At 65.4% G+C, this 23,805-nt stretch carries 23 protein-coding genes; 14 read left to right on the top strand and 9 right to left on the bottom strand.

Annotated features, from left to right (window positions below; translation table 11 throughout):
* Positions 1-63: 63 nt before the first annotated feature.
* Positions 64-1,605 (top strand): trimethylamine methyltransferase family protein, encoded by a 1,542-nt coding sequence (locus tag AC0YKC_RS24960; protein ID WP_488512989.1) that lies wholly within the window; start codon positions 64-66, stop codon positions 1,603-1,605.
* A 74-nt stretch (positions 1,606-1,679) separates the two neighbouring features.
* Positions 1,680-3,170, top strand: coding sequence for an N-acyl-D-amino-acid deacylase family protein (locus tag AC0YKC_RS24955; RefSeq protein ID WP_488512988.1), 1,491 nt, complete (start codon positions 1,680-1,682; stop codon positions 3,168-3,170).
* On the opposite strand, the gene AC0YKC_RS24950 is transcribed toward AC0YKC_RS24955, so the two are convergent.
* Genes AC0YKC_RS24950 through AC0YKC_RS24920 form a run of 7 tightly spaced genes read right to left on the bottom strand, consistent with a single transcriptional unit; the run spans position 3,155 to position 10,286 of the window.
* On the bottom strand, positions 3,155-3,820 hold the full coding sequence (locus AC0YKC_RS24950) for a cysteine hydrolase family protein (protein ID WP_488512987.1): 666 nt from the start codon (positions 3,818-3,820) through the stop codon (positions 3,155-3,157). The two genes, AC0YKC_RS24955 and AC0YKC_RS24950, sit on opposite strands and share 16 nt — an antisense overlap.
* Positions 3,817-5,094, bottom strand: coding sequence for a Zn-dependent hydrolase (locus AC0YKC_RS24945; protein WP_488512986.1), 1,278 nt, complete (start codon positions 5,092-5,094; stop codon positions 3,817-3,819). The genes AC0YKC_RS24950 and AC0YKC_RS24945 overlap by 4 nt, the downstream gene beginning before the upstream one ends.
* Complete coding sequence (locus AC0YKC_RS24940; RefSeq protein WP_488512985.1) at positions 5,091-6,248, bottom strand: NAD(P)/FAD-dependent oxidoreductase; 1,158 nt, start codon at positions 6,246-6,248, stop codon at positions 5,091-5,093. The genes AC0YKC_RS24945 and AC0YKC_RS24940 overlap by 4 nt, the downstream gene beginning before the upstream one ends.
* Positions 6,245-7,558, bottom strand: coding sequence for a Coenzyme F420 hydrogenase/dehydrogenase, beta subunit C-terminal domain (locus tag AC0YKC_RS24935; protein ID WP_488512984.1), 1,314 nt, complete (start codon positions 7,556-7,558; stop codon positions 6,245-6,247). Before AC0YKC_RS24935 ends, AC0YKC_RS24940 begins: the two co-directional genes overlap by 4 nt.
* A 7-nt stretch (positions 7,559-7,565) precedes the next feature.
* A complete protein-coding gene (locus AC0YKC_RS24930; RefSeq protein WP_488512983.1) occupies positions 7,566-8,480 on the bottom strand; it encodes a nitrilase-related carbon-nitrogen hydrolase in 915 nt (304 codons plus the stop codon).
* A complete protein-coding gene (gene hydA, locus AC0YKC_RS24925; protein WP_488512982.1) occupies positions 8,465-9,895 on the bottom strand; it encodes a dihydropyrimidinase in 1,431 nt (476 codons plus the stop codon). The genes AC0YKC_RS24930 and hydA overlap by 16 nt, the downstream gene beginning before the upstream one ends.
* Positions 9,896-9,935: 40 nt before the next feature.
* Positions 9,936-10,286, bottom strand: a complete 351-nt coding sequence (locus AC0YKC_RS24920; RefSeq protein WP_041007422.1) for a RidA family protein — start codon at positions 10,284-10,286, stop codon at positions 9,936-9,938.
* 295 nt (positions 10,287-10,581) lie between these two features.
* Between AC0YKC_RS24920 and AC0YKC_RS24915 the strand changes: the two genes are divergently transcribed.
* From AC0YKC_RS24915 to AC0YKC_RS24875, 9 genes are all read left to right on the top strand, one after another.
* A complete protein-coding gene (locus AC0YKC_RS24915; RefSeq protein WP_488512981.1) occupies positions 10,582-11,769 on the top strand; it encodes an MFS transporter in 1,188 nt (395 codons plus the stop codon).
* On the top strand, positions 11,769-12,533 hold the full coding sequence (locus AC0YKC_RS24910; RefSeq protein WP_488512980.1) for an SDR family NAD(P)-dependent oxidoreductase: 765 nt from the start codon (positions 11,769-11,771) through the stop codon (positions 12,531-12,533). The genes AC0YKC_RS24915 and AC0YKC_RS24910 overlap by 1 nt, the downstream gene beginning before the upstream one ends.
* Positions 12,534-12,563: 30 nt before the next feature.
* The gene (locus tag AC0YKC_RS24905; protein ID WP_488512979.1) at positions 12,564-13,586 is read left to right on the top strand and encodes an NAD-dependent epimerase/dehydratase family protein; all 1,023 of its coding nucleotides are present in this window, start codon (positions 12,564-12,566) and stop codon (positions 13,584-13,586) included.
* Positions 13,587-13,611: 25 nt separating this feature from the next.
* The gene (locus AC0YKC_RS24900) at positions 13,612-14,544 is read left to right on the top strand and encodes an allantoinase PuuE (RefSeq protein WP_488512978.1); all 933 of its coding nucleotides are present in this window, start codon (positions 13,612-13,614) and stop codon (positions 14,542-14,544) included.
* Between the two features lie 3 nt (positions 14,545-14,547).
* Positions 14,548-15,882 (top strand): dihydroorotase, encoded by a 1,335-nt coding sequence (locus AC0YKC_RS24895; protein WP_488512977.1) that lies wholly within the window; start codon positions 14,548-14,550, stop codon positions 15,880-15,882.
* Positions 15,883-15,887: 5 nt separating this feature from the next.
* Positions 15,888-16,661, top strand: a complete 774-nt coding sequence (locus tag AC0YKC_RS24890; RefSeq protein ID WP_488512976.1) for an SDR family NAD(P)-dependent oxidoreductase — start codon at positions 15,888-15,890, stop codon at positions 16,659-16,661.
* Between the two features lie 106 nt (positions 16,662-16,767).
* Positions 16,768-17,973 carry an HlyD family secretion protein gene (locus AC0YKC_RS24885; protein ID WP_488512975.1) on the top strand — a complete coding sequence of 402 codons (1,206 nt, stop codon included), beginning with the start codon at positions 16,768-16,770 and terminating at the stop codon, positions 17,971-17,973.
* Positions 17,970-19,568: a DHA2 family efflux MFS transporter permease subunit gene (locus AC0YKC_RS24880; RefSeq protein ID WP_488512974.1), complete on the top strand. Its 1,599-nt coding sequence runs from the start codon at positions 17,970-17,972 to the stop codon at positions 19,566-19,568. The genes AC0YKC_RS24885 and AC0YKC_RS24880 overlap by 4 nt, the downstream gene beginning before the upstream one ends.
* A 69-nt stretch (positions 19,569-19,637) precedes the next feature.
* On the top strand, positions 19,638-20,069 hold the full coding sequence (locus AC0YKC_RS24875) for a cupin domain-containing protein (RefSeq protein ID WP_488512973.1): 432 nt from the start codon (positions 19,638-19,640) through the stop codon (positions 20,067-20,069).
* Between the two features lie 30 nt (positions 20,070-20,099).
* Here the strand turns inward: AC0YKC_RS24875 and AC0YKC_RS24870 are convergent, their stop codons facing one another.
* On the bottom strand, positions 20,100-20,555 hold the full coding sequence (locus AC0YKC_RS24870) for a carboxymuconolactone decarboxylase family protein (RefSeq protein ID WP_488512972.1): 456 nt from the start codon (positions 20,553-20,555) through the stop codon (positions 20,100-20,102).
* A gap of 257 nt (positions 20,556-20,812) precedes the next feature.
* Here AC0YKC_RS24870 and AC0YKC_RS24865 point away from each other — a divergent pair, with 257 nt between their 5' ends.
* The 3 genes from AC0YKC_RS24865 to AC0YKC_RS24855 all read left to right on the top strand — a co-directional run bounded on the left by AC0YKC_RS24865 (position 20,813) and on the right by AC0YKC_RS24855 (position 22,611).
* The gene (locus tag AC0YKC_RS24865) at positions 20,813-21,568 is read left to right on the top strand and encodes a copper homeostasis protein CutC (RefSeq protein ID WP_320295398.1); all 756 of its coding nucleotides are present in this window, start codon (positions 20,813-20,815) and stop codon (positions 21,566-21,568) included.
* Between the two features lie 2 nt (positions 21,569-21,570).
* Positions 21,571-22,053 (top strand): GNAT family N-acetyltransferase, encoded by a 483-nt coding sequence (locus AC0YKC_RS24860; RefSeq protein WP_488512971.1) that lies wholly within the window; start codon positions 21,571-21,573, stop codon positions 22,051-22,053.
* Positions 22,054-22,125: 72 nt separating this feature from the next.
* Positions 22,126-22,611 (top strand): SRPBCC family protein, encoded by a 486-nt coding sequence (locus AC0YKC_RS24855; protein WP_320295396.1) that lies wholly within the window; start codon positions 22,126-22,128, stop codon positions 22,609-22,611.
* 2 nt (positions 22,612-22,613) lie between these two features.
* Here AC0YKC_RS24855 and AC0YKC_RS24850 read toward each other — a convergent pair whose 3' ends face one another.
* Positions 22,614-23,636 (bottom strand): acyltransferase family protein, encoded by a 1,023-nt coding sequence (locus AC0YKC_RS24850; protein WP_488512970.1) that lies wholly within the window; start codon positions 23,634-23,636, stop codon positions 22,614-22,616.
* Positions 23,637-23,805: the final 169 nt, after the last annotated feature.

Raw genomic sequence — 23,805 nt, 5'->3', positions numbered from 1 at the left:
TCCAGGAAAAGTGTGAGCGGTTTTCCGTCCGGAATTGCGAAAAAGAGAATCGGGAGGAATCCTATGTCACAGGACAGGCGCGGCGGCGGCCGCAGATCGAAGCTCGGACGCAGCGGCGGCGGCATCGCGCAACTGCCATGGCAGAGCGTCAAGAACCCCTACCCGCCCATGCAGATGCTCGACGAGGAGCGCATGGAGCAATTGCACAAGACCTCGATGCGCATCCTGTCGGAGCTCGGCATCCGCGTCATGAGCGAAAAGGTGATGGACCTGTTCGCCAAGGCCGGCGCCATCGTCGACCGCGAGAGCAACACCATCCGCATCGACGAGAGCATCGTCATCGAGGCGCTGCGCAAGGCTCCCTCGTCCTTCACGCTGACCAGCCGCAATCCGGAAAAGCAGGTGCATCTCGGCGACAATTCGCTGGTCTTCGGGCTGGTCGCCGGTCCGCCCAACGTGCATGACCGCGTCAATGGCCGCAGGCCGGGCAATCTCCCCGACTACCAGAACTTCATCCGGCTGGCGCACCACTTCAACGCCATCCATATCATCGGCAACCAGGTGGTGGCGCCGATCGAGCTGCCGGCCAATTCGCGCCATCTCGATACCTACCACGCCAATCTGACGCTGAGCGACCTCTCCTTCCACTGCACCGCCATCGGCCGCACCAGGGCGATGGACGGTATCAACATGATGGCGATCGCGCGCGGCATTAGCGTCGAGGAGATGCGGACTTCGCCCGGCGTGACAACGATCATCTCGATCAACTCACCGCGCCTGTTCGATGACGCCATGGCCGAAGGCCTGATCGCCATGGCCGAGCACGGTCAACCCGTGACCGTGACGCCTTTCACGCTGATGGGCGCGATGACGCCGGTGACGTTGGCCGCCGCCCTTTGCCAGCAGAATGCGGAGGCGCTGTTCGGCGTGACGTTGACGCAGCTCGTCAATCCCGGCACGCCGGTGATGTACGGCGCGTTCACCTCCAATGTCGACATGAAGTCCGGCGCGCCGGCCTTCGGCACGCCGGAAAACGCCAAGGCCAACATCATCGCCGGGCAACTGGCGCGCCGTTACAACCTGCCCTACCGGACCTCCAACGCGAACGCCTCCAATGTGGTCGATTTGCAGGCGGCCTACGAGACGGAAATGGCGACATGGGGCGCGGTGCTCGGCGGCGCCAATTTGATCTATCATGCCGCCGGCTGGCTGGAGGGCGGGCTGACGGCGTCTTACGAAAAGCTCGTGCTCGACGTCGAGATCCTGCAGAACATGATGGAGTTCCTGCGGCCGCTGCCGTTCCAGGAGGACGACCTCGGCTTCGAGGCGATCAAGTCGGTGCCGGCCGGCGGCCATTTCTTCGGCGCCGAGCACACCATGTCGCGCTACACCACTGCCTTCTATCAGCCGATGTTGTCCAACTGGCAGAACCATGGTGCCTGGGAGGAAGCCGGCGGCAAGGATGCCCTCGAACGCGCGACCGAGCTCTGGCAGCAGGCGCTGCACGATTACGAGGAACCGGTGATGGATCCTGCGATCCGCGAGGAGCTCGACGCCTATGTCGGGCGCCGCCGCGAGGAGATCGCCGCCAATCCGGAAGCTTAGAGCATGATCCCGAAAAGTGGGGACCGGTTTTCGGAAAAGATCATGCTCCATCAAAAGAGTTGGAAAGCCGTCTGATGCCCTATGATCTCCTCATCCGCGACGCAACGCTGATCTCCGGAGACGGCTCTGACCGCTTCCAGGCAGACATTGCCGTCACGATGGGCCGCATCGCGGCGATCGGTCGGCTGGACGACGCGCAAGGCATCGAGGAAATCGACGCCAAGGGCAAGATCGTCGCGCCCGGCTTCATCGACGTGCACACCCATGACGACGGCGCGCTGCTGGCGCCGCGCGGCATGGACCCGAAGATCAGCCAGGGCGTGACGACGGTGATTGCCGGCAATTGCGGCGTCAGCCTCGCACCTCTGCTGCTCGACCAGACCCCTCCACCGCCCTTCACGCTGGTCGGCGGCCGCGAGAATTTCCGCTTCGACCGTTTTGCCGACTATGTCGCCGAGTTGAAGCGCCGCGGCATCGCCACCAACGCGGCCCTGCTCGTCGGTCACACCACCTTGCGCCAGCGCTGCATGCCGGTGACCGACCGGCCGGCCAATGCAGCGGAAACGGCGGCGATGCAGGAAGCGGTCGCCGAGGCGATGGCCGAGGGTGCGTTCGGCCTCAGCACCGGGCTCGACTATCCGCCAGCCGTCAACTCCTCGACCGATGAGGTCAAGGCTCTCGCCGCCACGGCGGCAGGCCTCGGCGGCCCCTACGTCACCCACACGCGCAACTATTTCGAGACCATGGACGAGGCGATCGAGGAAGCGATCGACATCGCCGATCATGCCGGCGGCAAGCTGTTCATCTCGCACCACCAGTGCACCGGCCGCGCCAATTTCGGCAAGAGCCGGTCCTCGCTGGAAAGGATCGACCGGGCGCGCGAAACGATGGACATCGGCATGGATGTCTATCCCTATGCCGCGAGCTCGACCGTGCTTCGGCTGGAGCGCTGCGACACCGGGTTGAAGATCCTCATCACCTGGTCCGATCCGCATCCGGAGATGGCGAGGCGCGAAATCGCCGACATTGCCCGCGAATGGAACTGCACGGAGCGGGAGGCCGGCGAGCGGCTTTTGCCGGCCGGCGCAGTCTATTTCCAGCTCGATGAGGACGACGTCCGCAACATCATCGCCCATCCACGCACCATGATCGGCTCGGACGGCCTGCCGCACGACATCCACCCGCACCCGCGCCTCTGGGGCACGTTTCCGCGCGTGCTCGGGCACTACGCACGTGACATCGGGTTGTTCACTCTCGAAGAGGCCGTGTTCCGCATGACCGGCCTGCCCGCGCGTGAATTCGGGATCCAGGAGCGCGGTGTTCTGGCGGAAGGCAATTTCGCCGACCTCGTCATCTTCGACCCCGAGACGATCATCGACACCGCCACCTTCGAGGAACCGCGCCGACCCGCTGCCGGCATCGATCATGTGTTCGTCAACGGCGTCTCGGTCTGGCGCGGCGGCAGGGCGACCGGAGCGCTGCCGGGCGCGGTTCTCAAGCCCTCGGCTTCAAAGATGCTATTCAGAGGCGCATGTGGCTGCGGCGCCGGTCACAGCGCCTCGTAAAAGCGATCGACGCTCTCCAGCGTGTAGGCGAACTCCACCGGCCGCGTGCAGCGCCAGCCGTCAAAGGGTTGGCCGGCAAGCGCCTTCAATGCTTCGGACAAACGCAATATGCCGCCGCCATAAAGCCGGTTCGCCATGTCGAGCATGCCGGTGCGATGCATGGCCTCCGTCATGCTGCCGCAGGCCTCTTTCACCAGCCAGACGCGAAACCCCTGATAGACGGCGTCGAAGACGCTTTCCGTCACGCAACTGTCGGTAAGCACCCCGGTGACAACGAGGTTCTCGATGCCGAGCGCGGCGAGCCGCTGCGCAAGCTCGGTCCGGCGAAAGGCGCTCGGCCAGTGCTTGTGGATCACGATGTCGCCGGGCAGCGCCGCCACCTCGGCACAGATATCCGCGCCTTCGCTGCCGGCGACGGCGGAGCGGAATTCCTCGGTCAGGATTTCCTCCTGCCGCGCATAGCCGTCGCGCTCTTCCGGCTTCACCCAGGCCTGCGCATGGATGACCGGCATGCCAGCCTTGCGGGCGGCTTCGATCAGCGCGGCCGCATTGGCCAGCACGTCGTCATAGCCGACGACCGGCCATGCCGCGCCGAGGCGGTATTCATTCTGCAGGTCGATGACGAGCAAGGCGGTCTTGGCGAGGTTCATCTCTGGTCCGGTGAGTTGTCGAAATCGGTGACGAAACGCAGGAGCAGCCGGATCGCCTGATCGAGATCGGCGATCTCCATCGCTTCATGCGGGTTGTGGCTGCCGTGTTCATTGCGCACGAAGAGCATGGCGGTTGGGATGCCGGCGCCGGCGAAGGTGGCTGCATCGTGCCCCGCCCCGCTCGGCACATGCGGTGCCCGAATCCGCATCTTACTGGCGGCGCTATCGAACCTCGCGATCAATGCCGGCGACATCGTCGCCGGCTCCCAGGTGAAGCGCGGCCCGGGCTCGAAGGTGACGCCGCGTTTGGCACTCACTTCAGCGAAAATCTCATGCAGCCTTGCCTCGATCCGATCCAGGACGGCGGCTTCGGCACTGCGCACATCGAGCGTGAAACCGAGCTCGCCCAGCACCCGGCTGCCGCCGTGCTGCGTCGGATCGGACTGCACGCGGCCGAAGGTGATAGTGGCCTCGCGCCCTTCGCGTTCGAGCGCGTCCCATTCGGCCTCGAGGTCAGCGATCAGGTCGGCAAAGCCAAGCACGCTGTCATGCCGCGCAAAGCGCGGCTCGGCGCCGGAATGGGCGTAGGCGCCAAGGCATTTCGCATCGACATAGCGGAAGCCGCCGGCAATCCCGGTGACGATGCCGACCGGCGCATCGGCGGCAACCAGGCGCGGTCCCTGCTCGATATGCACCTCGACGAAGGCGGCGATCCGATCGACATCGATGCCGGGCACGCCACGCCGCACGGCGTCGGGGTCGAACCCTTCCTCGCGCATGTGCTCGGCCAGTGTGCGACCGCTGTCGGACCGCTTCGCATCGAGCGCCCGCGGATCGAGCAGGCCAAGCGCCGCCTGGCTGCCGGGATAGGAGAGCGGAAACCAGACGGCTTCCTCGGCACGTGTCGCCAACACGACGAGGTCACGCGGCAACCGGATGCCTTTCTCGACCAATTCGGCGATCACCGCCAGGCCGGCCACGACGCCGGCAGCGCCATCGAAATTGCCGCCATGCGCGACGCTGTCGAGGTGCGAGCCAATGACGATTGCCGGCAGCTCGGGGTTACGGCCGCTGAGCGTCAGATAGAGATTGCCGGCGGCGTCGACGCGCGCGACCGCGCCGAGTTTTTCCCCGTCATTGCGCACGAGATCATGGGCGAAGCGCTCGCCGGGTCCGTAAGCGACGCGCGTGATCCCCGGCGCGTCCGTCGTAGCTTCGGCGAGCGCGTCCAGGATGCGTCCCGCCAGTTTGCCACCGGCCGTCAGTGGGCTCATGAAGCGGCCTGTCGAGCTTCGCCCTCTGAGCGCAACCGATGCGGCGTCAGGTCGTCCAGGGAAACGCCTTGCCTCGCGACATCGTCCGGCAACCCACCACCGGCGATCAGGCTGGCGCAAACGCGCGACAGTGCCGGCGACGTCTTGATGCCGTAGCCGCCCTGCCCGACCAGCCAGACGAAATCCGGGAACTCGTCATCCGGCCCGACCACCGGCGACCCGTCGGCGACGAAGGTCCTCAGGCCCGCCCAGGAACGCGACACGCGCTGAACTTCGATCGTGGTTGCCCGTTCGAGACGCTCGGCGCCGATCGCGACATCGATGTCTTCGGCAAAGGCGTCCACCGGCGCCGAAGGCGTCGCATCGGCTGGCGACACGAACAACTGCCCGGCATCCGGCTTGAAATAGAACTCCGCGCCGACATCGTTGACCAGCGGCCAGTCGCTAATGTCGAGGCCGGCCGGCGCCGGGATGTTGAAGGCGGTGCGGCGCTTCGGCTGCAGGCCGACCGGGCACACGCCCGCCATCGCCGCGATCTCGTCGCCCCAGGCGCCGGCAGCGTTGACGATAAGCGGCGCAAGAAATGTCCCCGCTTCCGTCTCGATCCGCCATTGACCGCCCTGTCGGCCGATACCTCTCACCCCGGCCTTGGTGACGATGCGAGCGCCGCGCGCCCGCGCGCCGCGCAAAAAACCCTGATGCAGGCCGTTGACGTCGATATCCATCGAATGCGGTTCGATATAGGCGCCGGCGAGATAATCCCGGCGCAGCACCGGCACGCGCGCGATCGCCTCGGCCGGCGTCATCGCGACGATCGAGGGAACGAGCGCCTGCGCGGCCGCCAGATCCTCGCGCAAAAGGTCAAGCTGGTCGGCGCGCGACACGGTGATCATGCCCCGTTTGCTGAGCAGCGGATAATCGGAAAAACCCGTCGGCGGCTCGGTGAGAAATGCCCGGCTGGCGAGCACGATGCGGCGGATGACGCCGTTGCCGTAATTTTCGGTGAAGCTCGCGGCCGAGCGTCCCGTGGTGTGATAGCCGCAATGGCTCTCCCGTTCGAGCAGCACGACCTTTTTGTCGCGCGAAATCTCGAAGGCAGCGCCGGCGCCAGCCATGCCGCCGCCGATGATGATAACGTCGGTCTGTTCGCTCATGTATCCCCCAAAACTGTTCCGCGCGGCACGGCGGGCGGCTCGCCGAGGCGGCCACGCTTGGCACGATCGCGAGCGCCGCGCCCTTCGGCCAGATTCTCGGCCAGCGAATTCTGCGCGGCGCAATCCCGCAATGCCAGGTCGGTGACGAAAGGCACCGGCTTGCCGGCGATAGCCATGCCTGTCAGCCGCGCCCAGACCGCGCGCCGCTTGCGCACCTGATGCGACTGCAATTCGCTGATCTCGGCGATACTGCTCTCGCGCTTGATCTGCAGCGCGCCGGCCTCGACGGCCGCGTCGAACAGCTCCAGCCCGCGCTTCGTGCGCACGATGATGCCGTTGAGAGATTCATCCTCGACGGCCGGTCCGCCATTCAGCCATGCGTCAGATACCGCGATATCCGCCACTTGGCCGATGGCATCAGGGCAGATCTTGCAGCGCGGCTGGATCATCCATTTGTCCTCGTCTTCCCACAGCTGCCGGTAGCTGATCTCGAAGCCGCGGCCGTCGCTGGTTTCGATACGATTGAGGCCCGGGTTGCCGTGGCCCCGGTAGCGGAAGAGAGACAGCTCGTCCTCATCGAGGCCAAAACGCTGCAGCACCTGCTCCGACTTGGTCAGGTCCGAGGCGCCGCCGCAGACGAAAGCGAGCGCATAGCGCATTTGCTGGTCGACGCGCGGATCGAGCCGCGCCAGATTGCGCACGGCAGTGATGTCGCAAGGCTTGGCGATCAGCGCAAATGGCTCGCCGCGGTCGAGAATGTCGTTGAAATCGATCAGCGTTGCTGCCGGACCATAGCGCGAGCCGGCGCCTTCGAGCACAGAGACGGCATCGAAGCTCAGCTTGCGCTCGGTGCGCATCGGCATGGATCGCGAGGCCGCGACATGCAGAACGAACTTGACCCGTCCCGAGTTGAGCAGGAACTGGCCGAGCGCCGTCAGCGTGCCGCCGCCGGAACCGACAAACCGCACCGTAGGATCTCCGGCGGAGCCGAGCACGAGCCGTTCGACCGGTCCCCACACCGCATCCGTCAGCGCGGCGTCATTCATCCGCGCTGGCAGCGGCCCGGCGATGCGCGTTCCCGGACAGACGGCGTTGATCTTCGCCAGTACCGGCTTGTCCAATGCGAGCCTCGCCACCGGCCGCTCGCGCCCTTCAGGCGTCATCACCATGTCGACGTCGCCGGCACCGGCGATCGAACGGCAGAGGCCGCAGCCGATGCAAAGCCCGTTCTCGACGATCTCGCTCAGCGTCAGCGGATCGGGTGAGAGTGGCATCGTGGCCTGGCTGTGACTGGTTTCGATCGGGCCCATCGCGGTCTCAGACCGACTCCGAAATGCGCCGGTACTGGTCGGGGCGGCGATAGAGCGAAAAATTGAAATTTACCTTCCGACAGACCTCGATCAGCTCGAGATCGGCGCGATGGACGATGACCTCGTCGTCGAGCGACATCGCCTGCGCGGCAATCTCTCCGGTCGGCGCGATGATGCACGACCCGCCGATCAGCATCTGCCCGTCTTCCAGGCCGGCCTTGGCGGCGGCAGCGACCCAGAGCGTGTTCTGGTAAGCACCGGCCTGCATCGGCAGATGGTTGTGGAACATTCTCAGATGCGCCAGCGCCGGCGCCTCGTCGAGCAGCAGCGGCGTGTTGTAGCCGAGCAGCGCCACCTCGGCGCCGTTGAGGCAGAGCATGCGGTAGGTTTCCGGCCAGCGGCGGTCGTTGCAGATGACCAGCCCGACCCGGACGCCGCGATAGTCGAAAACCGGAAAGCCGAGATTGCCCGGCTCGAAATAGCGCCGTTCGAGATGCGTGGTCGTGCCTTCTTCCGGCTCGCTCGAACCCGGCACATGCATCTTGCGATAGCGGCCGATGAAGGCGCCATCCGGTCCGACCAGATCCATGGTGTTGAAATGGCGCGTGCGGCCTTCTTCCTGCGTAAGCTCGCAATAGCCGAGCGCGAAGCCCACCTTCAGCCGCGCGGCGGCATCGTAGAGCCGCTGTGTCTCGGGTCCCGGCATCGAAGCTTCGAAGAAGGCGTCGATCTCGGCCTGGTCGTCGATGCACCAGCGCGGGAAGAAAGTGGTGAGCGCCATTTCCGGAAACACCGCGATCTCGGCGCCGGCGGAAGCGGCCCTCTCAAGGAGATGGACGAGCCGCCCCACCGTCTCGGCGCGCGTGGCGCTGCGCTGGATCGGTCCGGTCTGGCAAACGGCGATGGTCAGGCATCGAGCCATGGTGTCCAATCCTCGACTGGTTTCCGGGAAAGCGCCGGATCGGCGGCAGCGCGAGCCACAAAACGCCCGAACCCCGGTTCGGCCCGCAGCTTGCCGTCGGCGACCACCGGCACGCCGCGCACCAGCACGGTGGTCGGTCGGCCGGTGACGACCTTGCCCTCATAGGGCGTAAAATCGACTCGCGAATGCAGCGCCTCGTGCCCGAGCGTCCAGCGCGCCGTCGGATCCCACAGCGCCAGATCCGCGTCGAGCCCGACGGCGATGCTGCCTTTGCGATCGGCGAAGCCATAGATCGAGGCGGCATTGCGCGAGGTGAGGTCGAGATAGCGCTCGAGCGTCAGCCGGCCGGTCAGCAGCCCTTCCGAAAACAGTAGCGGCAGGCGCGTCTCGATGCCGGGAATGCCGCTCAGCGTCGTGGTGAAACCGGGCGTCTCGGAGCGGCCAATCTTGTCGGCGAAATAATATGGCGAATGGTCCGACGACCAGAGGTCGATGCCGCCATCGATCAGCTCTTGCCACAGATGCTCATGGCTGCGCAGCGAACGCGGCGGCGGTGAAAAGACGAAGCGCGCCGCGTCGATTGCCGAGCGGTCGAGATCGGCCGCGCCGAGAAAGAGATATTGCGGGCAGGTTTCCGCGATAGCGTCGACGCCGCGTGTCTTCGCCCGTGCCACCTCCTCGGCCGATTGCCAGGACGAGACATGCACGATGGTCATGCGCGCGCCGGTCATCTCGGCAAAGGCCAGTGCGCGATGCGTCGCCTCGCGCTCCATTGTCTCGCTGTGGGCGACGACATGGTAGCGGATATCGGTGCGGCCGAGATCGATGAGCCGCTGCCGCGTGCGCCGGATCGCGGCGTCGTTCTCGGCATGGACCATAACGACCCAGCCAAGCTCCCTCGCCGTATCGAGGACCTTGAGGAACAAATCGTCGTCGACGGCAAAACCCTGATAGGTCATGAACAGCTTGACCGAGGCGATGCCGCGCTTGGCAAGCTGGTTGAGCTGGGCTTCGACATCCGCGCCGGTACCCATGGTGACCACGGCATGCAGCCCATAGTCGATCACGGCGCGTCCCGCCGCGCGCTCCAGCGCGCGGTCGATGGCGCCGACAGTCGTCATGTCCTGTCCTGGCATGCCGAACGGGACGATGCAGGTCGTGCCGCCAAAGGCCGCGGAGATCGTGCCGGATTCAAAGTCGTCGGCGTTGCCCGCCCCGCCCCAGACCGGCTGGTCGAGGTGGCAATGCGCGTCGATGCCGCCGGGCAGCACCCAATGGCCGCTGGCGTCGATCGACGTCTCGCCGGACAGGCTTTTGCCGATGGCGGCGATGCGGCCGTCGTCGATGCCGACGTCGCACTCGGCCCAGCCGTCGTCGAGCGCCACGCGCCCGCCTCTGATCACCAGCTCATGCATTGACCAGCTCTTCTATTCAAATTGGCCCTCGCCGGCCGGCTTAGCCAACGGCCGCCGTCACCATGATCTCGACGCGATACTGGTCGCCGGCAAGCCGTGCTTCCACCGTGGCGCGCACCGGCATGGCGCTCCTGTCGATCCAGGCGTCCCATGCCGTGTTCATCATCTCGAAATCGGCAATGTCCCTGAGCCATATCTGCGCGCTCAAGAGCTTCGACTTGTCGCTGCCGGCCTTGGCCAGAAGCGCGTCGATCTTGGCCAGGATCTGCTTGGTCTGGCTGGTGGTGTCGCCGGAAAGATCATCCGCGGTCAGGCCGGCCACATAGACGGTGCCGTTGTAGCGGAGCACCCGGCAGAAGCGCTGGCCATTTTCGAGGCGTTCGATCGTCATATCGTTCCCTTCCGCTGGTTCCCGGAGTTTTGGCTTTTGCCTATGGTACGGAGGGTGCAAAACGACTGTAAAGCCCGCCGCGACCTGAGATGCCGCTTTCCTTCGCCGGCATGGCCAAAAAAATTCGAGCCATAGCCGCGTCAATCTTCGTTTGTGGCAATCGCCACAAAGTGTAGCTTTTGCTCGGGCTGCCGTCGGTCAACGGTGCCGCCAGGGAGCCGCCGCAGCCGCATTCATGAGGTCGATCGCTCAATCCGCGATGAGGCTTTGGCAAAACGCAGAGCGCTCTCGCGCCATGCTGCCGATCATGGTCGGCATCTGCCTCGCTTGTATCGGCAGCGCCATGCTGACCACCGCGGTGTCGCTGCATCTCGGCAAGCCCGGCATTTCTCCCCAAGTCGTGCAGATCGTGCTGACAGCCTATCCGGTGGGCTTCCTAGTCGGATGTCTGGTGACGCGCCCGGCTGTCGCCCAATACGGCCACGAGCGAACTTTCGTCGCGATCCTAATGCTGGCGCTGCTGGCGGCGTCCGGCTTCGCCTTCACCGACTTCCTGCCGAGCTGGATCTGCTTTCGCCTGCTTGGCGGCATGGCGATGGCGTCGTTGTTCGTCGTCTGCGAAAGCTGGATCAACCTCTATGCCGAGCAACACAATCGCGGCGCGCTGTTCTCGCTCTACATGCTGACGACGGCGATTGCCGTGCTGCTCGGGCAGCTCCTTGTCGGCCTGGTCGGCCCGCAATCGCCGCATCTGTTCCCAGTCGCGGCGGCGACCGTGCTTCTGGCGCTGATCTCCAAATTTATCGGCGGACGCTGGCCGGCGCTGCCGACTGCCGATCCGGAGCATGCGAGTTCAGCAAGACCGGTCAAGCGCCTCGGCCCGCTGGCGCTTTTCCGGCTGGCGCCGGTTACGGTCGTGGCGATCTTCCAGGGCGGTATTACCAACATGAACATCTTCGTACTGACGCCGATCTATGGCACGCAGATCGGGCTGTCGGCGGCAACGACAGTCGGGCTGGTCACGACCATCAGCATTGCCGGCATGCTGGCGCAGACGCCCGTCGGCTGGCTGTCCGACAGGTTTGAACGTCGCATCATACTGCTCGTCCAGGGCATCCTGTCGGTCACGCTCTGCGCCGCGATCGCCTGGCTCGGCAATTTTTCGGTACCGCTGCTCTTCGTGCTGTTCTTCCTCTACGGCTGCACGGCGCTGACCGTCTATCCCGTGGCGATGGCCTTCGGCGCCTCGCAACTGCACAGCCGGCACATGGTCGGCGCTTCCGGCACGCTGCTCCTGCTCTATTCGATCGGCAATGTCGCGACGCCCGGCATCTCCGCCGGCCTGATGGACTATATGGGCGCGCCGGCCATGTTCCTGCTGCTCGGCGGCGGCGCCGTGCTGGTGACGATAGCTGCCTGCTACAATCTCCTGCGCCGGCCTGTCGGCGCCACGGCCATGCAGGCGATCGAGGAGCGCGCCTGATGGCGGATGCAGCAAGGAACCGCCTCGAAGGCAACGTCATCCTGATCGCCGGCGCCGCCAGCGGCATCGGCGCGGCAATCGCCCGCCGCTGCATCGCAGAAGGCGCAAGGATCGTTTGCGCGGATTACGAGCTCGAGCCCGCGACGAAGCTTGCCGAAGCGCTCGGGCCCACCGCCGCTGCTTGCCAGTGCGATGTGATGAAGATCGAGTCCGCGAAGGCGGCCGTCGAATTCGCGAAGCAAAAATTCGGCCGGCTCGACGGGCTGGTGCACAATGCGGCCGCGCCTTCAACCAGCGCCACCGTCGTCGATCTCGACGAAAGCGCATGGCGGCACGAGATCGATGTCGGCCTGACAGGCGCGTTCCTGATGAGCAAGTTCGCCGTACCGCTGATCGCGAAAAGCGGCGGCGGTTCGGTCGTCTTCATCGGCTCGCAATTCGGCCGCGTCGCCACCACCCGCGCGGTCGCCTATTGCGCCGCCAAGGCTGGGCTGATCCACCTCGCCAAGGCGATGGCCGTGGATCACGCCGCCGAGAAGGTCCGCGTCAATAGCCTCTCCCCAGGCGCCGTGGCGACGACGCGCCTGTTGCGCAGATTTGCCGATTTCGAAGCCGCCAATGCCGGTCTCGGTCCTGCCCATCTGCTCGGCCGCATTGCCGAGCCCGACGAGATCGCCGCCGCGGCAGCCTTCCTGCTTTCTTCCGATGCGTCCTTCGTCACCGGATCCGACATGCTCGTGGACGGCGGCTTTGCGACGCGCTGAACCCGAAACCTCATTTCCGAAGGAGCTCCCATGACTCTCCTCGTCACCGGCGGCACCGGCTTTGTCATGAGCGTGGTCGCGCGCGCATGGCTGGACCGCGATCCGCACGCCCGCGCCGTGATTCTCGATCGCTCCGGCCTCGACGCGGCGGCCGAAAAGCATTTCGCTCCGGTGCGCGACCGGCTCACGGTGATCGCCGCTGACATCCTCGACCAAAAGACCTGGTCCGCGACGCTCGACCAGCAGGGCATCACGGCAATCGTGCATGGCGCGACGATCACGCCGATCTCGCGCGGCAGCGCCTCGGAGGCCAAGCGCCAGCCGGAGGCCGAAGACCCTGCCCGCATCGTCGACGTCAATCTCATGGGCACCGTGCGGATGCTGGACTGGGCGCGCACGAGACCGGGCCTCAAGCGTTTCATCTATGTCAGTTCCGGTTCCGTCTACCGTCACAACGGGCCGGACTGGAGCAGCGAGCCATTGCCGGAAGACGGCTATGTCGCGCCGCTGACGCTCTACGGCATCTCGAAATTCGCCTCCGAGATGGTCACCAACCGCTATGCCGACCTGTTCAGCCTGTCGGCGGTCTCGGTGCGGCTTGCTTCCGTCTACGGCCCGATGGACCGCGCCACCGAGAGCCGCAATTTTCGCCATGTCCCCAACCGCGTCGCACATATGGCGTTGGCCGGCGAGACGATCAGGCCGAACAGCCTGGAACCTGTCGGCGACTATGTCACTTCCACCGACGTTGCCGCCGCGATCCTCGCGCTGATCGATGCGCCGCGTCTCAACTATCGCCACTACAATATCGGCTCCGGATCCAGCCAGACCATCGGCGAGATCATCGGCTGGGCAGCCGAACGCGTGCCGGGACTGAAGGCCGAGGTGACGCCGGGAGACGACGCCAACATCGTCCAGGATGTGACCCTGAAAGGCGGCATGTGGGGCGCCTATGACATCGCCCGCATCCTGCGCGACACCGCTTGGCGGCCGCGTCCCGGCAAGGAAGCCTTCCATGCCTACATGGACTGGATCACCGCCAACGAGAACTGAGCCAACCAGATCAGGAGACAAGCCGATGCCGACCGATCCGCAGCAAGCAGCGCAGCCGCGCGATTTCGTCGGCTACGGTCCGCATCCGCCCTTCGTCACCTGGCCGGGCGGCGTCAAGCTCGCCGTCAACCTCGTGCTCAACTACGAGGAAGGCTCGGAGTACAACTGGCTGGAGGATGGCCGCAACGACAATTGGGGCGAGTATAATCTCGCCTCCAGCCCGCCGGTGCGCGACCTCGGCACCGAGACGCATTTCGAATATGGCAGCCGCGCCGGCGTCTGGCGCCTGGCCAGGCTGTTTGACCGCTACGACATTCCCGTCACCTTTTCCGCCTGCGCCGTGGCGCTCGAGCGCAACCCGCCTCTGGTCGAGTGGATGAAGGCGCGCAGGCATGACCTGATGGGCCACGGCCTGCGCTGGATCGACTACACGACCATGGAGCGGGCTGAGGAAGAGCGTCATCTTCATCAGGCGATCGCGCTTTATGAAAAACTGCTCGGCAAGCGTCCCATCGGCTGGAACTGCCGCTCGCTGCCCAGCGTGAACACGCGCGACCTTCTGGTCGAGGAAGGCGGCTTCCTCTACCACTCCGATCCCTGCAATGACGACCTGCCCTATTTCCTCGATCATCGCGGCACCGAGATCCTCGTCGTCCCCTATTCGAAGACGCTCAACGACAGCCGCTATCTGGTGGCGCCGGGCTACAGCAATCCGCGCGACTTCGCCGAGGACTGCCGCTCGGCCATCGATTATATGCTCGGCGAAGCCGGCGAGACCGGCGGCCGCATGCTGACCATCGGCATCCATGCCCGCTGGATGGGTCAGCCCAACCGCGCCTCGGGCCTGCGCGAGGTGATCGAGCATGTCCAGCAAAGCGACGGCGCCGCCTTCATGCGCCGCGAGGACATCGCCCGTTTCTGGCTCGCCAACCATGCGCGCTTCGAACAGCGCGGCTGAGAGATGTTCGAAACACTGATCCGTGGTGGAACGGTGGTGAACGCCGACGGCCCCAGCCGCGGCGATATCGGTATCGCCGCGGGCAAGGTCGCCGCAATCATCGCGCCCGGCGAAGCCGCCGAAGCCAGGACGGTCGTCGACGCCTCCGGCAGCTTCGTGCTGCCCGGCCTCGTCGATGCGCATGCGCATCTGCGCGACCCCGGCCTGACCCATAAGGAGGACTTTTCCTCCGGCACCCATGCGGCCGCACTCGGCGGCGTGACGACGGTGCTCGACATGCCGACCGACGAACCTTGGACCGCGACGGCCGAGCAGCTAGACGACAAGATGGCGACGGCCGAAGGCCGCATCCATGTCGATGTCGGCCTGCAGGCCGTGGTCAGCCGAGATCTGTCGCCTGTCCCTCGCCTGCTCGGCCTCGCGCCGGTGTCGTTCGAGCTGTTCACCGCCGACGTGCCGGACGCCTTCCTGTTCGACACGCTCGACACGGTCGCTGGGGCGCTGAGGGCTTTCAGAGACGCCGACACCTTGATCGGCATCTCGCCCGGCGACCAGTCGATCCTCACAGGCAGCACTGCGCGCGACCGCTCCGGCACCATCGCCGCCTTCCTGGACAGCCGCCCGCCGCTGGCCGAAGCCAACGGCATCGCTCGCGCGCTTGTCGCCGCGGCCTCAACCGAGGCGAGAGTCCACGTCCGGCAGATCAATTCCGAATTGGGTGTCGAGACCTGGAGCCGGCTGCGCGGCGTGGCCGACGCCAGCGTCGAGACCACGCCGCAAAACCTGTTCTTCACGGCGCAGGATTACGAGGCGCAAGGCGCCAATCTGAAGGCCTCGCCACCGTTGCGCTCACCGCATGATATCGACGCGCTGCGCGCCGGGCTCAGCGCCGGGCTGATCGACATCGTCGCCACCGATCACGCGCCGCACGCGCCGGCCGAAAAGGCGGCATCCTATTCGGCTTTCGCCGACATCCCCGGCGGCATGCCGGGACTGCAGACGCTGCTTCCCACCATGCTGAGGCTGGTGGACGAAGGGCTCATCGCCCTGCCCGATCTTGCACGCATGTGCTGCAGAAACCCAGCCGAGCGCTTCGGCCTCGGCCGGCGCAAGGGGCGTGTCGCCGTCGGCTACGATGCCGATCTGCTCATCCTCGACCCGCGCCGATCCAGCACGGTCGCCAATGCCGACCAGGTGTCGCGGGCGGGCTACACGCCCTTTGACGGCTGGACGGTGAAAGCGCGCCTGACCAACGTCTTCCTGCGCGGCCATGAGATCGTGCGCGAAGGCAGGCTGGTCGGCCAGGCGCAAGGAAAGATCGTCACCCGGGAGAGCTGAACACCATGGCCTTGCTCGCAGGTAAAACCGCCATCGTCACCGGAGCGAGCTCCGGCATCGGCCGCGCGATCGCGGTGAAATTCGCGGCGGAGGGCGCAAGCGTCGTCGTTGCAGACATGGTGGAGCAGCCGATCGAGGGCGGTGAGAGCACCGTCGACATGATCCGCTCCGCCGGCGGCACAGCCATCTACTCCAGAACGGACATCTCGGATTGGAACGCCGTCGATATGCTCGTCGGGGCAACGATCGCGCAGTTCGGCCGGCTCGACGTGATGGTCAACAATGCCGCGATCTACACCAGCACCAACCTGATCGAGACCACGCCGGAACAGTGGAACCGCGTCATCGGCGTCAATCTGACGGGCTTTTTCTACTGCAACAAACGCGCCGTCATGCAAATGCTGGCCCAGGCGCCGGTCAACGAGGTGCGCGGCCGCATCATCAACATCTCCTCGCAGCACGGCATGGTCGCCTGCCCCGGCGACCTGCCCTATTCGGTGAGCAAGGGCGGCATCGTGCAGATGACGCGCCAGATCGCGGTCGACCACGCCGACGACCTGATCGTCTGCAACGCCATCGCACCGGGCAAGATCATCACCGGCAAGCCGGGCGTCGCCAACGATCCTGACGCGCTCGACTATTCGCGCCGGCGCACACCCTGGCCGCGGCTCGGCCAGCCGAGCGACGTGGCGGGCGCGGCGTTGTTCCTCGCCAGCGACATGGCCAGCTACGTCACCGGCATAAACCTGATGGTGGACGGCGGCTGGATGGCGGGCTGACGGTCGCCAATCGGCCATTGCCCGGCACTCAGCGACAGGAACCTTTGCGGAAACCACCCGTTGACCCTGCTGCGAGGGGGGCCAACGATATCTGGAATCCGTTGCCTTGGACGCAAAAACTGAAAGAAAAGAGCGCGAAACCGCTCCCGCCGAGGAAACGCGGGCTCAGCCCCGGTCCGATCAGCAGAAACGCCCGGCGGGCGACGACAAGCCCGTTAAAGACAAGCGCGGCAACGAAGGGCTGGCGCAAGACACGCAGGCGGATAACGGTCCGTCGGACACAAACAGGTCCGGCCTCATCAGGCGCCATCCCTACATAGCGGCGATCGTCGCGATCCTCATCCTGTTGGTCATCGCCGCCGTGGCGATCTGGTGGATCAACGCACGTCAGTATGAATGGACCGACGACGCTTTCATCGACGCCCGCACGGTGACGGTCGGCGCGGAAATTGCCGGACGCATCACCGATGTCGCCGTCACCGACAACCAACCGGTCGAGGCCGGCGCGGTCCTTCTGCGCATCGACGACAGCGATTATCAGGCCTCGCTCAAACAGGCGGAAGCCGGCGTGGTGGCGGCGCAGGCCGAGATCGCCAACGTCCAGGCCCAGACCCAGGCGCAGAACGCCAAGATCGATGCCGCCGGCAAGCAGGTGGCGCAGGCGCAGGCTGCGCTCGAATTCGCCAGGTCCGAGGACCAGCGCAACCGCGAGCTTCTGGCCAAGGGCACGGCGACGCAACAGCAGGCGCAGCAGGCCGCTTCGACCTTGCGCCAGGATCAGGCGGCGCTCGATGCCGCCAACGCCAATGCCGAGGCGGCGAAAAGCCAGGTTGCGGTTCTCCAGGCACAAGGCAAGAGCGCCGAGGCCAAGCTTCGGCAGGCCGAGGCCAGCGAGGACCAGGCCAAGACCACCCTCACCCGCACGATGATCACGGCGCCCGTCGCCGGCCATGCCACCAACATCACGGCCGCGAAAGGCACCTATGCGCAGCCCGGCCAGGTGCTGATGATGTTCGTGCCCAAGGACGTCTGGGTGAAGGCGAACTTCAAGGAGACGCAGCTCGACCTGATGCGGCCGGGCCAGCCTGTCGATATCGCCATCGACGCCTATCCCGAAAAGACATTCCACGGCCACATCGACAGCATCCAGGCCGGCAGCGGCACGGCGTTCAGCCTGCTTCCGGCCGAAAACGCCACAGGCAATTTCGTCAAGGTGGTGCAGCGCGTGCCGGTCAAGATCGTGTTCGACCAGCCGCCCGGTGTCTATCTTGGTCCGGGCATGTCGGTCGTGCCGACGGTCAAGGTGCGATGAGTGACGCCGTAACAGCCCATGGCGACCAAAGCCGTTCGGCGGCTGGCGGCCGCAATCCCTGGCTGATCGCGATCGTCGTCTCGATCGCGACCTTCATGCTGGTGCTCGACACCTCGATCGCCAATGTGGCGCTGCGCAACATCGCCGGCAGCCTGGCCGCAGGCATGGACGAGAGTACATGGGTGATCACCACCTATCTCGTCGCCAACTCCGTCATCATCCCGGTCAGCGGCTGGCTGACCAGCGTCATCGGCCGCAAGCGCTACTACATGATCTGCGTGGCGACCTTCACGCTGGCGTCGCTGCTCTGCGGCCTCGCCCCCAATCTACCGACGCTGATCGCGTTCCGTATCCTGCAGGGGCTCGGCGGCGGCGGCATGGCGCCGAGCGAGCAGTCGATCCTCGCCGACACGTTCCCGCCTGAGAAACGCTCTCGGGCCTTCGCGCTCTACGGCATCGCGGTGATCGTCGCGCCGACCGTCGGGCCGACCATCGGCGGCTGGCTGACCGACAATTTTTCCTGGCATTGGATCTTCTTCATCAACGTGCCGTTCGGCATCATGTCGCTGGCGCTCGTGCAATGGCTGGTGATCGAGCCCGACATTCTCGAGCGCGAGCGTCGCGAGCGGTTGAGCAAGGGGCTGAAAGTCGACTGGATCGGCTTCATCCTGGTGGCGCTGGCGCTGGGCTGCCTCGAAGTCTTCCTCGACGAGGGCCAGCGCAACGATTGGTTCGCCTCGACCTTCATCACCGCTTTCGCCGTGATCTCGGCCGTGTCGTTCCTGCTGCTTGTCCCTTGGGAGTGGACGAGGCGCGACCCGATCGTCGACATCCGCCTGCTTTTCAGCCGGCAGTTCGGCATGTCGTTCCTCGTCATGATGGCTGTGGGCGCGGTGCTGTTCAGCAGCACGCAGTTGGTGCCGCAACTGCAGCAGACGACCTTCGACTACACCGCCACCCTTTCCGGCCTGTCGATGATGCCCGGCGGCATCGCCATGCTCCTGCTGATGCCGATCTCGGGTTTTGCGGCTGGCGTCGTCCAGCCGCGCTATCTCATCATGATGGGCATGTCGGTGGTCGCGGTCGCGCTCTGGCACATGACCTCGCTGACGCCCGACGCCAGCTTCGGGTTCTTCGCCTACGCGCGCGTCTATATGATGATCGGCCTGCCGTTCCTGTTCATCCCGATTTCGACGGCCGCCTATGTCGGCCTGCCGCCGCAGAAGACCGACCAGGCATCCTCGCTGATCAACGTCGCCCGCAACATCGGCGGCAGCATCGGCGTGTCGCTGTCCAACACGGTGATCGCCCAGAACGCGCAGCTCCATCAGTCGGTGCTGGTCGGCCACACCGCGCAGTCGAGCGAGGCCTATCAGCAGACGCTTCGCCAGGTGACGGACCATTTCGTCGCCGAGGGCTCGCCGCTGGTCGAAGCCAGGCAACAGGCCGTCGGCTGGATCGGACAGGAAATCGGCCGCCAGGCCTCGCTGCTCGCTTATGTCGATGTTTTCTTTTACTGCGCGATTGCAACGGCGCTGCTGGTGCCGTTTGCCCTCCTGCTGCGGCCACCCAAACAGTCGCCAGCGAAGCGTTAGCTATCCTGTCACCCGGAGCTTGCGCCTCAGCGCCCGCCGCGCCAAGCTGATGGCTTCTGGAGGAACCTCATGCGCACCATCCTGGCATCGGCGCTGCTTTTGGCGGCGGCATTTTTCACGACCAATGCAAATGCTCTCGACAGTTCGAACACGCCGGTCGTGGTGACGCCGCTGGCGTCGAAGACGACGACCGCATCGGGCCAGCCGATCACGCTGCCGCAGAAGGACGTCGAGGTTCAGGTCTCGTCCTACCAGATCGCGCCGGGCGCGACGCTCCCGGTGTACAAGCATCCCTTCCCGCGCTACGCCTATGTCGAGCAGGGAACGCTCAAGGTCACCAATATCGAGACCGGCACCGCCAACATTTACAAGACCGGCGACTTCATCATCGAGATGATCGGGCAATGGCACCAGGCCACCAATATCGGCGCCGATCCGGTGAAGCTTCTGGTGATCGACCAGGTCGAGCAAGGCGCCAGGAACACGATCCTGAAACAGTAGCCGGCAAGGCCTCAAAGCCGGCCTCTCGCCTCATCCCCAGGCGCCCACCGGTTGCCTTGTGGTGGCGTTCAGGCGGTTGAAGGCGTTGATCAGCGCGATTTGGATCACCAAAGCGGCGAGCGCCTTGTCGTCATAGTGGCGCGCCGCCTCGTCCCAGACGTCGTCCGGCACCGCGTCGGAGCGGTCGGCCAGCCGCGTCGCAGCTTCGGCAAGCGCAAGCGCCGCGCGTTCGGGGTCAGTGAAATAAGGCGTCTCCCGCCATGCCGACACGGCAAAGATCCGCTCGTCCTTCTCGCCGGCCTTCTTCAACTCGCGCGCATGCATGTCGACACAGACGGCGCAGGCGTTGATCTGGCTGGCGCGCAGGTGAACGAGCTTGCGCGTCACATAAGGCACGTCGCCGGCCTCGGTCGACTTGTCGAGCGCGAGCAGCGCCTGCAGCGCGCCGGGAATGAGCATCACCGGGTTCTTCAATCTTGCTTCCATCATCCGTCTCCTCGGCTTCGCGCGGCCGATAAGGCCCGCGCCAATCAATAACTTTCCAGTTATGAGTTATCCATAACTTTGCAGTTATGCATTGTCAAGCGAGTTGCATGTCTGGCGAGTTGCATGTCTGGCGAGTTGCATGGGCTGGCGAGTTGCATGGCTGGCGACTTCCATGGCTGGACCGATCGTTGCGGCTTTCGCGACGGCGCGCCCGGTGCTAGGGCTGCCCATCTCGTCGAAAGCATGGATGGAAACCGGTGGCGGACACGCAAAAACCCCTGATCGAAATCTGCGTCGAAGGCATTGACGGGCTGCTTGCCGCGCAGGCCGCCGGCGCCGACCGGGTCGAGCTCTGCGCCAGCCTTGTCGAGGGCGGCATCACGCCGAGCCTCGGCACGGTGCGCGCCGCGCTCGAAAGCGCGACCATCCCCTTCCATGTCATCGTGCGTCCGCGCGGCGGCGATTTCCTCTACAGCGAGACCGAATACCGCTCGATGCTCACCGACGTCGAAGCGCTTCGCGAGCTCGGCGTGACCGGCGTCGTGGTCGGCTGCCTGACCGCCGACGGCGCCATCGACGAGGCGCGCATGAGCGCGCTGGTCGAGGCCGCCGGCCCGCTCAACGTCACCTGTCATCGCGCCTTCGACATGACGCGCGATCCGGCAGAGGCGCTCGAAGCCCTAATCCGCTGCAAGGTCGGCCGGGTGCTGACCAGCGGCCAGCGCGACACGGCGGTCGAAGGCATCGAGCTTCTGGCGGAACTCGTTCGCCAAGCCGGCTCACGCATCATCATCCTCGGCTGCGGCGCGCTGGCGCCCGACACGATCGGCGAGGTACGCAGGCGGACCGGACTGGCCGAGATGCATTTCGCAGCACTTGCGGACGTGCCGAGCGCCATGCGCTACCGCAACCCGGATGTCGGCATGGGCGGCACCGACCTCGACCGCGAATACCGCACCACCGTGACCGACCAGGCCCTGGTGGCGGCGACGATCGCGGCCGCGAAGGCCTGACGATGATAATCGAACGCATTTCGCCCGCCGACGAGGCCGCCATCCTCGCGCTCAACAACGAGCATGCGGCGGAGCTGTCCTGGCTTGAGCCGGAACGGCTGTCCCATCTGCTCGGGCAAGCGTTCTACACCCGCCGCATCGGCGCGCTCGAAGCCTTCATCATGACCTTCGACCAGGATGCGCGCTACGACAGCCCGAACTTCCTCTGGTTTCGCCAGCGTTATCCGCGCTTCGTCTATGTCGACCGTGTGGTGGTCGCTGCCGTCGCGCGCGGCCGCGGCCATGCCCGCCGGCTCTATGGGGATCTGTTCGAGCAGGCCCGGCGCGCCGGCCACACGATCGTCACCTGCGAGGTCAACGCCGATCCGCCCAACCCTGCCTCCGATGCCTTCCACGCCGCGCTTGGCTTCGCCGAGGTCGGCGATGCGGTGATCCACGGCGGCAAGAAGTCGGTGCGCTATTGGGCAAAGCCGATCGCCGCCTGACCCCCCGAACTCGCTGGCCAGGAAAACAAGCCGAAGCTAATATAGAAGCTCCGTTGGCTGGGGGGCGGCATCATGGCGAGCAATGTCTTCCGCTTCGACGAAAGTTGGGACATCCCCGAAGGCACGCCGCAGGAAGTGTGGGACGTGCTGTCGGACGCTGAGCTTCTGCCACTCTGGTGGGGCGATGCCTACAAGGAGGTCGAGCCGCTCGACAAGAAGGGCAAGGGCGTCGTCGGCGCCCGCGCCAGGGCCAGAGCGCGCGGCGCCCTGCCCTATGAGCTGAACTTCATCATCGAGGCCGCCGAGCTCGAGCCCGGCCGGCTGGTGGTGGTGAAGACCTTCGGCGATTTCGACGGGCTCTGGCGAGCCGAGCTGTCGCCGTCCGGACAAGGCACGCATGTCGATCTGGTTTGGCAGGTCACGGTCGAGAGGCCGATCCTCAAGCTGCTGGCGCCGCTGCTAAGGCCAGCCTTCGCCTGGAACCATCGCTGGACGACGCCGCGCGGCGAAGCCGGGCTTCGCCGCTATCTCGCGGCGCGGAAGAACGGCGAGACCTGATCTCACCAGTTGCGGTTGAGCCAGCCGCGTGCGGGCTTTTCGACAATATAGTAACTGGCCAGCGCGCAGGCGAACACGGCCGCCAGCATCGGGATCGGCGACCAACCGTGCTCATCGACGAATTTGTAGAAGGGCTGCTGCCACAAATAGAGCGAATAGGACCACAGCCCGAGCATCACCATAGGCCAGGACGACAGCAGCCCCTTCACATAGCCGATCGCGAAGTCGAGCGTGTTGACCGCGAGCGCCAGCAGCGGCACGCCGACAAGATAGTGGATCGGCGTCGGCACCCGGTCGAGGAACAGCAACAGGCCGCCAACCGCGGCCCCGAGCGCCACATGCTGGCTTTGCAGGAAAGTCGGCAGGCGCCCGTCAGCCTTGAGCAGGCAGATCGCCGCGGACAGCAGGATCGAGGCGATATGCACGTCGGTGCGCCAGTAGGTGGTCTCGTAGCCCATGCCGAGAACCCCGTACGAAATCGCGCCGTTGGCCATTGCCAGCAAGGCCAGCACCAGAAGCAGCCGGATAACATTGGCGCGTCCTGAAACCACCACGCTGATCAGCGCGAGCAGGATATAGGAATGCTCCTCGACGCAGAGCGACCAGATGTGGTCGAGCGCGCCGGCGCGATTGATGAAGATGCCGGCGTAATTGTAGGTGAAGGTCAGCGCCGTCAGCGCCGCCTTCCATTTGAAGGCGATGAAGGTTCCGGTCAGGCCGATCATGGCGGCTATCGCGAACACCAGCAGCGCGGGATAGATGCGAGAGAAGCGGCGCTTGAAGAATTTCTTCAGCGGAAAGCGCTCGATGAACAGGATCTCGCCCATCAGCCGGCCGCTCAGCACGAAGAAGAACTCGACGCCGAGCACGCCGAGATTGAGCCCCGGGACCGGAAAGAAATGGCCGATCAGCACCATCGCGATCGACAGGCCTCGCCAGCCGTCGAGATAGGCCAGCCTTGCCCTGGCTTCCCTGTCGGCCGCGGCCCGCGGCAGGACAACGGACGCTGCGGAGATGTCGGTCATACCCTGCCTTCGCAACTCGAGGTCCGCATGCGAAGCGTTGCCCGCGTCTCGGACTGTCTGGTATTCCCGCCATGCTCATTTTGCAGTGCGGGATACTATTGTGCAAGTGCGAAAGCGGGAATACTCAGGTAGTTCCCGCCAAGTCGTTGCGAATACAGAAGGAAAAGGG

The sequence above is a fragment of the Mesorhizobium sp. CNPSo 4661 genome (genome assembly GCF_057784215.1).
Note: the sequence above shows the minus strand (reverse complement) of the source record. Positions and strands in the feature narration are given on the sequence as shown.

What these genes read in the sequence shown, in the direction of transcription:
- AC0YKC_RS24960 (WP_488512989.1), top strand. Translation starts at nt 64, where the DNA reads ATGTCACAGGACAGGCGCGGCGGCGGCCGCAGATCGAAGCTCGGACGC.
- AC0YKC_RS24955 (WP_488512988.1), top strand. Translation starts at nt 1,680, where the DNA reads ATGCCCTATGATCTCCTCATCCGCGACGCAACGCTGATCTCCGGAGAC.
- AC0YKC_RS24950 (WP_488512987.1), bottom strand. Translation starts at nt 3,820, where the DNA reads ATGAACCTCGCCAAGACCGCCTTGCTCGTCATCGACCTGCAGAATGAA.
- AC0YKC_RS24945 (WP_488512986.1), bottom strand. Translation starts at nt 5,094, where the DNA reads ATGAGCCCACTGACGGCCGGTGGCAAACTGGCGGGACGCATCCTGGAC.
- AC0YKC_RS24940 (WP_488512985.1), bottom strand. Translation starts at nt 6,248, where the DNA reads ATGAGCGAACAGACCGACGTTATCATCATCGGCGGCGGCATGGCTGGC.
- AC0YKC_RS24935 (WP_488512984.1), bottom strand. Translation starts at nt 7,558, where the DNA reads ATGGGCCCGATCGAAACCAGTCACAGCCAGGCCACGATGCCACTCTCA.
- AC0YKC_RS24930 (WP_488512983.1), bottom strand. Translation starts at nt 8,480, where the DNA reads ATGGCTCGATGCCTGACCATCGCCGTTTGCCAGACCGGACCGATCCAG.
- hydA (WP_488512982.1), bottom strand. Translation starts at nt 9,895, where the DNA reads ATGCATGAGCTGGTGATCAGAGGCGGGCGCGTGGCGCTCGACGACGGC.
- AC0YKC_RS24920 (WP_041007422.1), bottom strand. Translation starts at nt 10,286, where the DNA reads ATGACGATCGAACGCCTCGAAAATGGCCAGCGCTTCTGCCGGGTGCTC.
- AC0YKC_RS24915 (WP_488512981.1), top strand. Translation starts at nt 10,582, where the DNA reads ATGCTGCCGATCATGGTCGGCATCTGCCTCGCTTGTATCGGCAGCGCC.
- AC0YKC_RS24910 (WP_488512980.1), top strand. Translation starts at nt 11,769, where the DNA reads ATGGCGGATGCAGCAAGGAACCGCCTCGAAGGCAACGTCATCCTGATC.
- AC0YKC_RS24905 (WP_488512979.1), top strand. Translation starts at nt 12,564, where the DNA reads ATGACTCTCCTCGTCACCGGCGGCACCGGCTTTGTCATGAGCGTGGTC.
- AC0YKC_RS24900 (WP_488512978.1), top strand. Translation starts at nt 13,612, where the DNA reads ATGCCGACCGATCCGCAGCAAGCAGCGCAGCCGCGCGATTTCGTCGGC.
- AC0YKC_RS24895 (WP_488512977.1), top strand. Translation starts at nt 14,548, where the DNA reads ATGTTCGAAACACTGATCCGTGGTGGAACGGTGGTGAACGCCGACGGC.
- AC0YKC_RS24890 (WP_488512976.1), top strand. Translation starts at nt 15,888, where the DNA reads ATGGCCTTGCTCGCAGGTAAAACCGCCATCGTCACCGGAGCGAGCTCC.
- AC0YKC_RS24880 (WP_488512974.1), top strand. Translation starts at nt 17,970, where the DNA reads ATGAGTGACGCCGTAACAGCCCATGGCGACCAAAGCCGTTCGGCGGCT.
- AC0YKC_RS24875 (WP_488512973.1), top strand. Translation starts at nt 19,638, where the DNA reads ATGCGCACCATCCTGGCATCGGCGCTGCTTTTGGCGGCGGCATTTTTC.
- AC0YKC_RS24870 (WP_488512972.1), bottom strand. Translation starts at nt 20,555, where the DNA reads ATGGAAGCAAGATTGAAGAACCCGGTGATGCTCATTCCCGGCGCGCTG.
- AC0YKC_RS24860 (WP_488512971.1), top strand. Translation starts at nt 21,571, where the DNA reads ATGATAATCGAACGCATTTCGCCCGCCGACGAGGCCGCCATCCTCGCG.
- AC0YKC_RS24855 (WP_320295396.1), top strand. Translation starts at nt 22,126, where the DNA reads ATGGCGAGCAATGTCTTCCGCTTCGACGAAAGTTGGGACATCCCCGAA.
- AC0YKC_RS24850 (WP_488512970.1), bottom strand. Translation starts at nt 23,636, where the DNA reads ATGACCGACATCTCCGCAGCGTCCGTTGTCCTGCCGCGGGCCGCGGCC.